Origin of the sequence: Lyngbya confervoides BDU141951, from assembly GCF_000817775.3 — a bacterium.
In the GTDB taxonomy this organism is placed as follows: domain Bacteria; phylum Cyanobacteriota; class Cyanobacteriia; order Thermosynechococcales; family Thermosynechococcaceae; genus Lyngbya; species Lyngbya confervoides.
In genome coordinates this window covers 1-10529 of sequence record NZ_JTHE03000119.1, presented here as the reverse complement: position 1 = coordinate 10529, position 10529 = coordinate 1, and the positions used below count along the sequence as shown (strand labels likewise).

At 51.6% G+C, this 10529-nt stretch carries 10 protein-coding genes and 1 pseudogene; 5 read left to right on the top strand and 6 right to left on the bottom strand.

All coding sequences use genetic code 11. The features are described from left to right. Window positions 1–391: 391 nt before the first annotated feature. The 3 genes and pseudogenes from QQ91_RS20875 to QQ91_RS20865 all read left to right on the top strand — a co-directional run. Window positions 392–805, top strand: a pseudogene (locus tag QQ91_RS20875) (zinc ribbon domain-containing protein); the annotation flags it as partial. Between the two features lie 52 nt (window positions 806–857). After that, window positions 858–1931 (top strand): zinc-binding metallopeptidase family protein, encoded by a 1074-nt coding sequence (locus QQ91_RS20870; protein WP_166283644.1) that lies wholly within the window; start codon window positions 858–860, stop codon window positions 1929–1931. 92 nt (window positions 1932–2023) lie between these two features. After that, entirely contained in the window at window positions 2024–3526 is a 1503-nt protein-coding gene (locus QQ91_RS20865) for a metallophosphoesterase family protein (protein WP_349306878.1), read from the top strand. Window positions 3527–3957: 431 nt separating this feature from the next. Here the strand turns inward: QQ91_RS20865 and QQ91_RS20860 are convergent, their stop codons facing one another. Continuing rightward, a complete protein-coding gene (locus QQ91_RS20860) occupies window positions 3958–4176 on the bottom strand; it encodes an NblA/ycf18 family protein (RefSeq protein WP_166283640.1) in 219 nt (72 codons plus the stop codon). A gap of 157 nt (window positions 4177–4333) precedes the next feature. Between QQ91_RS20860 and QQ91_RS20855 the strand changes: the two genes are divergently transcribed. Both QQ91_RS20855 and QQ91_RS20850 read left to right on the top strand, forming a co-directional pair. Further along, window positions 4334–5374 carry an adenosine deaminase gene (locus QQ91_RS20855; RefSeq protein ID WP_166283638.1) on the top strand — a complete coding sequence of 347 codons (1041 nt, stop codon included), beginning with the start codon at window positions 4334–4336 and terminating at the stop codon, window positions 5372–5374. A 494-nt stretch (window positions 5375–5868) separates the two neighbouring features. Beyond that, a complete protein-coding gene (locus tag QQ91_RS20850) occupies window positions 5869–6177 on the top strand; it encodes a hypothetical protein (protein ID WP_166283636.1) in 309 nt (102 codons plus the stop codon). On the opposite strand, the gene QQ91_RS20845 is transcribed toward QQ91_RS20850, so the two are convergent. The 5 genes from QQ91_RS20845 to QQ91_RS20825 all read right to left on the bottom strand — a co-directional run bounded on the left by QQ91_RS20845 (window position 6174) and on the right by QQ91_RS20825 (window position 9999). Beyond that, window positions 6174–7079: a hypothetical protein gene (locus QQ91_RS20845; protein ID WP_166283634.1), complete on the bottom strand. Its 906-nt coding sequence runs from the start codon at window positions 7077–7079 to the stop codon at window positions 6174–6176. The genes QQ91_RS20850 and QQ91_RS20845 overlap by 4 nt on opposite strands. A 105-nt stretch (window positions 7080–7184) precedes the next feature. Next, on the bottom strand, window positions 7185–8189 hold the full coding sequence (locus QQ91_RS20840; RefSeq protein ID WP_236096241.1) for a PstS family phosphate ABC transporter substrate-binding protein: 1005 nt from the start codon (window positions 8187–8189) through the stop codon (window positions 7185–7187). A gap of 213 nt (window positions 8190–8402) precedes the next feature. After that, a complete protein-coding gene (locus QQ91_RS20835) occupies window positions 8403–8813 on the bottom strand; it encodes an ExbD/TolR family protein (protein ID WP_166283630.1) in 411 nt (136 codons plus the stop codon). 29 nt (window positions 8814–8842) lie between these two features. Further along, window positions 8843–9283, bottom strand: coding sequence for an ExbD/TolR family protein (locus tag QQ91_RS20830; protein ID WP_166283628.1), 441 nt, complete (start codon window positions 9281–9283; stop codon window positions 8843–8845). Between the two features lie 11 nt (window positions 9284–9294). Further along, complete coding sequence (locus tag QQ91_RS20825; protein WP_166283626.1) at window positions 9295–9999, bottom strand: MotA/TolQ/ExbB proton channel family protein; 705 nt, start codon at window positions 9997–9999, stop codon at window positions 9295–9297. Between the last annotated feature and the right edge of the window lie 530 nt (window positions 10000–10529).

Below are 10529 nucleotides of genomic sequence, written 5' to 3'. Positions count from 1 at the left end.
CAGGATCAACCCTGGTTAGAGCACTCTCCCAAAAAATACATTTTTCTCAAAACTGTCCCGCCTTAAATTGGTAGCCCTCGGGGAGCACCCGATAGGTCCCCCGAGAATTGAGCCTGTTCTTTATCGCAGATGCTGTCAGGACTGATGCGGGAGGCCTTTTTTCAGCGATCGCACTCTCCAAAAGTTTAGCAGTGTCGGAAATCCGATCTGGCGCGATAGATCTCTGTTCCCGAGGGTCTGACACGCAAGCCGGTAAATCTTCCCGAAGGGGGAGTCGCAATGCATGCAGCTATCTTAGTTTGAGAGTATCTTCACATTGCATCGGCGTTTTGCCGTTATGGCCTAGCATCCTATCCTGAAGGAGAGCGATGTCAGGGATATGAATAATGTTGATAAGGACTTCCGCATTATGGCCAGAGGAATGCTAGGTAAGCATCCGTTGAATGCAGAATTGGGGCCGTTCACTCATCCCATCCTGCCTTGGGTATGCTTCAAGCAAGAGGTGTATTACGGCAAGGTTGACCCAAGAGGGACGAGTCAGGACTGTGCTGATTGTGGTGCCGCAGTCAAAAAAGACTTGAGTGTCAGAATTGCTCTCAATATCTCTCTCAGAATCGCTCATTGTCTTGAATGTGGGTCAATCAAGCCAAGAGACAGGGCTGCGGCGCAAGTGATGTCCGTGGGCACTGGGGCATAGACAATGCCTGTGGAGTCGAGGTGACGGGGATCAGTCATGAAGTCTAGTCAACTGGCACTGAAGCAGGAAATCCTTGGGGCGACCCAGGGAATCTCGCTCTGTCTCTGAAAGGTCAGAGGGAGAGAATGTCAATTCAATCTATCTCTATCTATCTGGATCAGTGAAAACATTTCAATGCCGCTGTCAAAACACCCTCTTTTTCGACAATACCCAATGTATCCAGTGTCAGCGGGAGGTTGGATGGTGTCCTCGCTGCGATCGCATCTCTCCGTTGATTCCGATTGAGAGGGCAGAGAATTGCTATCGCTGTGGTCATGGCGATTGTCAGGCTGAGCTACAAAAATGCCACAACTATGTCACCTATTGCGTCTGTAATCGGTGTCTTACGCCCGATTCAGCCTCAGATTCCCATGGTCTGTGTGACTATTGCCGCTACAACGTCACCATCCCGGACTTATCTGTGGCTGGGAATCTGGAAAAATGGCGACGGATCGAAGCCGCAAAACGCCGCCTGTTATATACCTTGGAACTTTTAAACTTACCGCTCAGCCACAACAGTGCGGCATGGGGACCTCCCCTTGAATTCGCCTTTAAGGGCGACATTATCCTGCGCGATTCGTCTTGGCGAAAGCTAGGAACCGGTGAACGGGTCTATACCGGACATGCCGACGGCACCATTACCCTTAATATCCAGGAAGCAGATCCGGTGGAGCGGGAAAAGCTGCGGGTGGATATGAATGAATCCCATCGTACTCTGATTGGTCATTTTCACCATGAAATCGGCCATTACTATTGGCAAGTTCTGGTCACTGGAGATTGGATCGAGACATTCAAGACTCTTTTCGGAGATCATCAAAATCCCACCTATTCAGAGGCCCTCAACCGTTACTATGCTCAAAGTAGTCCGCCTCAAGGTTGGGAAGACCATTATATTAGTGCCTACGCAACCATGCATCCCTGGGAAGACTTTGCCGAAACCTTTGGAACCTACTTAGACATGGTTACAGTGTTAGATACGGCTCACCACGTAGATCTCCAGTATGGCCTAGACGTGCAGACCTGCTCCTTTGCAGAGATGATCCAGCAGTACAAAAAACTCGGAATCATTCTCAACGAGCTCAATCGAACCCTAGGACTCCTAGATTTTGTCCCAGAAGTTTTTAGTCGGCCGGTGGCGATGAAGCTTGAGTTTATTCATGATCTTCTTCGCTCTGTGAACTATGAGGATAAATAAGGGTTGGTGTATCTTGGTAGGCATGATCGCTAGCTTCCAAGGTTGCAATGCAGTTTGTTTCAGATCCCTCTATTGCACGTAAAATCCAGAAAATGCAGGCACGGGTCCGCTGGCAGGATTCCTTGTGTCACTTACGCAACATTGACCAAACTCGCCTCATTATTGACGACGGCCAAGCCGAGGATTCAGAATTTTCCTTTTTAGTGGTGGGAGACAGCGGATCAGGCTTTCATCGGGGCGATAGTCCCCAACGGCGGATCGCACAGAGCATGATGGCCGAGGGATCAGACTGCCGCTTTGTTCTCCATACCGGAGATGTGATTTATCTCGTGGGGTCGAGCGAACAATACTTTGAAAATTTTATCAAGCCCTACCGCGAGTATCTCGTGGGGGGCGATCGACCTGAGGAGATCTGCTATGACCGCATGGTATTCAAGCGTCCATTCCTACCTGTCCCAGGCAACCACGATTACTACGATCTCCCGCTCATTTTGGGAGTGATCTCCCAAGCCACGCTTCCGCTTCGTTACCTCCTGCGATCGCAGCTAGATATAGACGTTGGCTGGCATGGATCCTACAGTGGCGATGCCTACGCTCGCGCCTTCCTGGACTACCTGAAAGATAAAAATCCTCAGCAGCTTGAGCAGCATCTAGCGCGTCACTATGGTGGCGATCAACGGGGATCCTGTCTGCGGTATCAACCCGGACAATTTACGCGATTGCCCAACCGCTACTACCGATTTCGCTACGGGGGAATAGATTTTTTTGCCCTCGACTCCAATACCTTCAATAGTCCTGAACCGATTCCTGCTGGGCAGTCGGGAACCCGCCGCCGTCGTCAGCTCGAACAGCAGCGAACCGCACTAGAGCAAGATCAATTGCGCCTGTTGGGCAAAGCCTCTAGGTCTGTTGCGACGCCTGGCGATCGCGATCAGCTGCACGACCTCTACGCGAAGGCCGAGCAATTATCCGAGCAAATCCGGGATATTGATAAGCAACTGGCCGCCGCGACCCATCACGATGTGGATCATGCCCAGCTACGGTGGCTCAAGCAAGAGTTGGTGGTATCCTGGGGCGACCCTGACGCCCGAGGCCGCATCCTGTTCTTCCACCATCCTCCCTACGTCACGGAAGCGACAAAGTGGGACCAGGGGCAAACGTTAGCGATTCGATATCATTTGCAGCAGGTCTTTGATGCCGTTGACCGAGCGATCGCCCCTCGCCCCCAGAATCATCCTTTGGTGGATCTAGTTCTTAATGGTCACGCCCACTGCCTGGAGCACCTCCAAACCCAGGATACTGGGCATGCCGATTCTTACCTCAACTGGATTGTTTGCGGTGGCAGCGGGTTTAGCCTGCGGCGACAGCGGCCGGAGGGGCCAGCCTTGATTCAGGACGAACGGATACTGGCTAAATCCTTGCGCTTTGTGGGTCGCAGCGGCCACGGATCTGAAAAACGCAGGCCCTACTCGTATCTGCGCATTGATGTGGCACCAGGCTCTCCCCCCCCATTGACGGTTCGGCCCTTCATCGTTGAGTTATTTCAAAAGCAATGGCGTCACGAGGCGCTTCCCCCCTTTTCCCTGACCCGGTGAGGGCATCGCCTCGAAGGTGTTGACCCGTATCAGATTACCAGCGGTGTTCTCAGCAGTGGTTGCGAGTCCATCTGGGCCATGGGGCTGAGCATAACAAAAGTGCAATGCCTCCCTAGATTGCTGAGCCAGCGGAGATGAACCTGGCAGGCGAATCGTTATCTCTTACATTGTGGAGTTTTTCAATGCATCCCATTCCGCTGGCGGAGGGCGATCGCCCTAGCCTGGATGGTTTAGGAACTCTAGCCCTCTGAGTCACAGTTTTGGAGAAGGGCATCTACCCAAAGCCCCATCCATAAATTCGGCGTCATTGAAATTAGTTGCGACAGGGAGCAACGGTGCGGGGATTAAACGCTTTGAAAACCTGGCAGGCGAACGTGTTCTCCCAGGAGGGAGGACCTGCCGTGGTGCAGCCTCAAAGCCAGCGCTAGACCTTAGCTGTCGGTCAACAGGTTGCTAACCCCATCAACGTTCTGTCCAATCCCCCAGGCATCCTTGAGCATTTCACGGAATGTCACGGTTTGATGGAGCATCGCTTCTCTCATCTGGATGAGTAACTGATGGGCATCCTCTTGAGAAAGGTCCTTCACCTGAGACTCAAAAACTTGAAGCTCAAACTGCTGTTCAAGGGGTAACTGTTGGCGAATGTTCATGGGAGGGGAAATTTTTCAATGAAACATCATGTAAAATAATGTAACACAAAATTAAATTTTGTTGTTTTTTCAGGGTATCCATGATATTCCCCGCAGGGGCTGAAAAATTTCGCTATATTAAGAAAAATTTCACCTTCTCCCGTACATTGAGGTTGTTATGGCTTTGTATGCTGAACTTCACCGCCATTTAGGCGGTTCTGTGGTGCCTCGTGTACTGTGGCGTTTTTTTCAGCGCAACCGCACCGATCTGACCTCGCAATTCGGACAGTACGAAGAGTTTGAGGACTTTTATACCCGTCCGAGAAACTCCCTGGCAGAATATCTAGAGCTGCACACCCTGGTAGAAAGTGTGCAGAACAACGAAACGCTGCCCTACTTCATTTATCGATTGATGAGAGGGGCCTACATTTTCGAAAATCTGGCCTATCTGGAGCTGCGCTACACCCCTTATTTCCGAACACCGGAGGATCTCAGTCAAACCCAGCGTATTGACCACATGGCTCAGATTGTCCAGACTGTGGGGCAGGCGAGTCGTCTCCAGGAATATCCCATCATTACCAGCCAAATTCTTTGCATGCACTCGCGGCTGCCCTATGAAGTGAATCGGGCCATTGTCGATCTGGCCATTCAAATGCCTGAATACATTTGCGGGATTGATGTGGCGGGGGGCGATTCCCTCTACGGCGATCGCCTGGAGGAGTTTGTGAGTCTTTATGCCTTTGCGCGCGCGCACAATGTCAAGACAACGGGGCATTTGTATGAAACAGTTCAGGGCTGTCACCCTGAGTTGCTGCCCTATTTGATGCGCATTGGCCACGGCATACAAATTCCGCTTCAGTTTCCAGAACTGCTGCCCGCGATCGCCGATCGCAAACAGTGTTTAGAGGTGTGTCCCACCACCTACTTTAAGACCGGGACCCTGTCCGAAATTCAGCAGCTGAAAGTGGTGTTTGATCGATGTTTTGACGCGGGTGTAGACATTGCAATCTGCACAGATAATGCCGGGCTTCACAATGTGCGCTTACCGTTTGAATACGAGAATTTACTCACCCACGATATTATCGATTTTGAGCAGCTGCGAACCTGCCAGGTCAATGCTTTTCGCCATGCCTTTGCTTGGCCCCTGAACCAGGAACCTTCATCAATTTTACAAAGCGCTCTCAGGACGGAGGGAAAACCCGTGGTGCCGATTTCCTAGATCCAGTTGAGATGGGTAAATGTATCTATTTGTAAACCGGGTTTATGTTCTGTTGAAAACATCAACACAATTCACCCATGAACGTGTGTGATGTGAGTGAGTAAACCATGAATGTTAGTCAACAGGCCTTAGCGCCCAATGCTTTGGGGCCCGATGCTTTGGGGCCCGATGCTTTAGGGCCCGATGCCTTAGTGCCCGATGCTTTCCTGAGCGCTGAGGCAAAACCAAACGACACCCTAGAGACGTGCCAGGATGCAGATGACCCTTCCGAAATTCTGGAAGCCATCAGTTCCCTAACCCGTGTCATCTCCGGTCTGCTACTTTACCTCAGCCTAATTTTCCTGCTTGCAGACCCCTTGGTTAGCGTTGGAATATGGGGCAGCTTGGTGGTTGTTTTCTATGCTCGTAGACACAGACAAGGTTGCAAAGCTTCAAGCTGAGGAAGCAAGGGGAACATCCGCTGGCCATGCAGGGGCCAGGGAACCCTTGGGGATATGAAGCTTAAAGGGGTGGGGGCGCAGCACTCAACCGTGATGGCGGGATCGGTTCGCCCCTCCACTCTAGAAGGCGGTCCCCAGCCCCGGCGCGATCGCCCCCGTCCGTCAATCCAGGCCAGAACCCAGAGAATGGCAGGAAAATGGAAACTCTATGCAGGAAATCCTTGGGACGACCCAAGGACTCTCCACCCATATTGCCTAGCGATTGGGGGGAGAGGATGTCAACGGTTTAGTCAAGGGCAGGGAGAGTTTTTGGTGCGCAAAAGCCAGGAAAATAGTCTATTCGGCCTCAGAAAGGCGCTCTAGGAGAGAGGATTGTTTTTCCAAATCACGAAGACCGTAGACGAACGCAGGGTCCGTTTTGACGGCTGAATCAGGCTGGCATAGATTAGCTGACCATTTTTTTCCAATTCATACAACGGTCCTCCCGCATAGGATCCAATCTCCTGGATTCTGTGGTCCTGAAAGCGCTGCCTGAATTGTTCAATGGCCACTTTCTGCGGCTTATTTTTCCACCAGTCTACCTTCAGCACCTTTTCCTGCTGCTCCAGTTCTCCGGTTTGTTTGTTGTAGGCCTCAATACTGGCAGCGGTAAAGACCCGTTCTGGTTCTGGCAGCAGGGCTGGCAAAAAGCCGACGGATTGTTCTGCCGCGCTGCCGCCAAATAAGTGGCTGCTATCCGCGAAGGCTAACAGATGATCTGGCACTGGGTTGCCTGCGCTGGCCTCTTGATCCTCACTGGATCTGTCCTCTGTGAGGTCAGGAGATGGGGTGCCCTGGGGATCGGGTTGGGGGCGCGGGGAGTCCGTCTGTTTCGAGGAGGGTTGAGTCTCTTGAGGGAGGGGATCCGGTTCAGCGACAGGGGTGGGAGATGCGGGCTGGACCTGGGGTGATCGCAGGGCCTGAAGGATCGGTGGCGCTTTGGGCGGCCGTTTTGGTTTGGGCTTGAGCTTGGGGGAAGGGGAATCGGCCTGGGTTGGCCCGGACTGGGTCGGGCTGGACTGGGGTGCTAGGGTTTTAAGGGTTTTAGCCTGGGTAATGGAAACGCTTTCTTCCAAAAGCGCCTCGGACTCAGCCACTTCATCGGTGGGAACCGGCCACTGAAGTAAGGTCCAGTGCCCGATCAATGCCAGGTACAGCATAGGGCGAAAAAAGATCCCCTGAGCGATCGCTGCAAGTTGTGAAAGGGCAGGAACAGTCAGCTTCATGAAACTAGCGAAGGCAGATTAATCATCACAACGGTAAAAGGGCCATTGGATCTTGCCGATCAAATGACCCTCACCCTAGGTAGGAAGGTAAGCTGGTGTCAGAGGTTACTGAACTGGATCGAGCTTGAGCAAATCTGCAATCTGTTTCCCTGCCGAGGGCGTTGCAGAAAAGATAGTGCCGTAACGCTTCTGGGTTACATTCGTCCGGGCCGCGGCATAGTCAGAACTGGAAAGGGGCACATATCCCACTTCGCTCGACAGATCGGCGGCATTGTCTAGATAAAACCCAATAAAGCTGCTGACTTCAGGGCGATTCAAGGCCTGATCGCTAACGTAAATAAACAAAGGTCGCGAGAGAGGTGTATAGGTAGAGTTCTCAACCGTTTCAGAGGAGGGAACCACTGGACCGGCACCCGAATCGATGGGAACCGCCTTGATTAAATCTTTGTTTTCCAGATAGTAGGCAAACCCAAAGTAGCCCAAGGCGTTTTTATCCCGAGATACGCCCTGTACCAGCAGGTTATCATCCTCACTGGCCACATAGTCGGCTCGGCTCGATCCCCCTTTCCCTAACACTTCCTCACTGAAATAGTCAAAGGTTCCAGAATCGGTGCCAGGACCGTAGAGGGAAATCTTCTGATTCGGCCATCCGGGACGAATCTGGCTCCAGGTGGTCACCTTCGGATTCGTTTCAGAGGACCACAGCTTCTTCAGCTCCTCAATGGTCATCATGTCCACGAAGGGGTTGTTCTGATTGATGACAACCGTCAGGGCATCCCGCGCCACCGGAATCTCTACATACTTGATGCCGTTCTGCTTGCAGAGATCCATCTCAGCGCTTTTGATGGGGCGAGAGGCATTGGCAATGTCAATCTCTCCGGCACAAAACTGCTTAAATCCGCCGCCACTCCCAGAGACTCCCACTGTGACGTTGATCTTCCCCCGGTTTTTGGCTTGGAACTCTTCCGCCACCGCTTCCGTAATCGGGAAAACTGTGCTTGATCCGTCAATTTGAATGAGTTTGGCACTCTGAGCGGTGGCCTCTAGCGAGGGAACAACAGCCAGAGTGAATGCAGCTATTGCTACACCGATTAACGTGAAGCGCTTCATGTTTAATGTTCCAGTGAAATACTTTGAGTTCAGATGTGCCATGGGAGATCACAAGTCCCCAGCATTTATCCCTAAATCAACTTAGGGGGAGTAGATTAAGAGTGCTTTACTACTAGATTAAGCTTCGATTATCTTTAGATTATCTCTGGTTAAAATCAATCAAATTTGAGATCCTCATCTCACTAGAGAGAATATACTGCTAGAAAGTCGGGATCATTCCGGCTGAACCGCTAAAGAGACCTCAGTGGCGCCTAAGCGACGGAGTCCTTGCAGCACCTGGGTGACCTTTCCATAGGACAAGGTGCGATCGGCAACGAGAAGCACTTTCCCGTTGGACTGCTTTTGAAAATAGGTTTGCACCAGCTTAACCAACTCGGCCGACTCCATGACTTGATTTCCCTGGATAATCTGGCCTTGGGCATCAAGGCCCAGCATCAGGGGCGTGATTTTCTCTGAGGGATCTGCCTTGCCCGGAACATTGCGAGGCAGCTGAATGTCGGCAATTTGCGGGGCTGAGAGGCTCATGGAAAGGATGACAAAAAACGTCAGGACCGTCATGAGCACGTCCATCATGGGCACAAGATTGACCGTGGACGACCGATGGGTAGAGCGATTTAGACGCATGGAATTAGGGCTGGCAGCAGCGAAGAGTGCTAGGGATCAGCTTGAGGAAGTTCATCAATCACCAGGGAAATGCGATCGTTGCCGATTTGCTTGAGCAAAGCCAGGGTCTGTAAAATTTTTTCAAAGGAAACCTGGGGATCGGGCTTGAAAAAGACTGAGTCCTCCGAGTTATTGACCAGAAAATAGGTCACCTGATCTTTGAGCAAGTCCTCCGTGAGCGTTGACTGTTCAATCACCAGATTTCCCTCCAAATCTAACTCCACCAGGAGGGGACGACTCGTATCAATCTCAGAAAAGTCATAGGGCTGTTCCGCATCTACCTCAGGAGGCAGTTGCAGCTTGATGACCTTTTGAGTCGTGAGGGTCATGGATAAAATCACGAAAAATGCCAGAACGCCCAGCATTACGTTGAGCATGGGGATTAAATCTGCCTCAGGGATGACAGATTCACGGACGGTACGAAACTTCATGGCGGCGTCTCCTAGGGACGAGACTCCACGGAGAGAACCGCGCGGGGTTCATCGGCTTGTGATAAGTCCTCCATTTGATGGCGTTGGGGTTCATACCAGATCTGCCGATAAATTAGCTCCAGTTCCGAACCAACCTGGGAGAAATAGTCTTGCTGATGGCCTTGGAGCGTAATCAGGACCCGAAGCACCAAGAGGGCCAGAATTGCCACCACCATTCCTGCCGCAGTGGTGATTAATGCCTCTCCAATTCCGGATGCAGCCTTCCCTGCGGCTTCGGTAGAGGCACCCCCGCCAATATTCAAGCTATTGAAGGTGGCAATGAGTCCGGTGACGGTTCCGAGCAATCCAAACAGCGGAGCAACGGCCACCACCGTTTCCAGAAGCCTATCTCCTTTACGCATCTGAATGAACTCTCTGTCACCGCTGCTTTCCAGCGCAAGCCGAAAGGTCTCGGGCGTGGGATGCTGCAGGCTCAGTGGGGCGAGCAAAAAGCGACCGATGGGCAGGTGGCGGGCATAGCTCGCAATTTTTCGGGAGTCTTCCAAACTATAGTGGGCAGCCTCCAGCACATCTTTAACGATTTGGTTTTCACGAATCAGAAAGCGCGTCCAAAACCAGGCGCGTTCTAGGGCGCAGGCCACCGTTGCCACTGACAAAACGGCCAGGGGGATCATCACCGGCCCCCCTTTTGCTAAAAAGCTGTAAAGCGGTGTCATAGAGACAATACAATCCTAAAGACCGGCAGGAATTGAAACTCTACTCTGTAGAATAACGAGTGAGATTGGATTGGTTTATTAAGGTTCGATTATCCTTTTGCCAATATCTGGTTAAGGGTTTCAGTTGGATCATCTGATGAATGACTCGACTAAATGACTCGACTGACTCTGGTGATAGGTTAAGAACGTTCTTAACCTGCTCTTGGTTGTTCCCGTCATTGACCAGTGCTATTGGTGGTATGTTTGTTGATTGAGTTTGTCAGAAGTTCGGGCCAAAGATGGGTTAAACCAGTCCTGCGGTTGGAAATTCTAGCTTAATTGCGGCCGAAGTCTATCCGACGCTGGCTTGCATAGCTGAAGCCCTATTTGGGGTTTCATTTTTGGTGTGATGTGAGGAAAACTATGGATTTTTTTGTTGAAAGAGGCTTTTTGAAAAAGCCCGCAATTTTTGCCTGGGCAGCGATCGCGGCGATCGCCACTCCCTTGAGCCCCACTCCCGCTGAGGCCAACGAGGACCTTCTCTACCAGCC

Bases quoted from the DNA above. Each gene is read 5' to 3' on its own strand.
- QQ91_RS20830 (WP_166283628.1), bottom strand. From the start codon at position 9,283: ATGAAGTTTCGTACCGTCCGTGAATCTGTCATCCCTGAGGCAGATTTA.
- QQ91_RS20860 (WP_166283640.1), bottom strand. From the start codon at position 4,176: ATGAACATTCGCCAACAGTTACCCCTTGAACAGCAGTTTGAGCTTCAA.
- QQ91_RS20850 (WP_166283636.1), top strand. From the start codon at position 5,869: ATGAAGCTTAAAGGGGTGGGGGCGCAGCACTCAACCGTGATGGCGGGA.
- QQ91_RS20840 (WP_236096241.1), bottom strand. From the start codon at position 8,189: ATGAAGCGCTTCACGTTAATCGGTGTAGCAATAGCTGCATTCACTCTG.
- QQ91_RS20855 (WP_166283638.1), top strand. From the start codon at position 4,334: ATGGCTTTGTATGCTGAACTTCACCGCCATTTAGGCGGTTCTGTGGTG.
- QQ91_RS20845 (WP_166283634.1), bottom strand. From the start codon at position 7,079: ATGAAGCTGACTGTTCCTGCCCTTTCACAACTTGCAGCGATCGCTCAG.
- QQ91_RS20835 (WP_166283630.1), bottom strand. From the start codon at position 8,813: ATGCGTCTAAATCGCTCTACCCATCGGTCGTCCACGGTCAATCTTGTG.
- QQ91_RS20865 (WP_349306878.1), top strand. From the start codon at position 2,024: ATGCAGGCACGGGTCCGCTGGCAGGATTCCTTGTGTCACTTACGCAAC.
- QQ91_RS20825 (WP_166283626.1), bottom strand. From the start codon at position 9,999: ATGACACCGCTTTACAGCTTTTTAGCAAAAGGGGGGCCGGTGATGATC.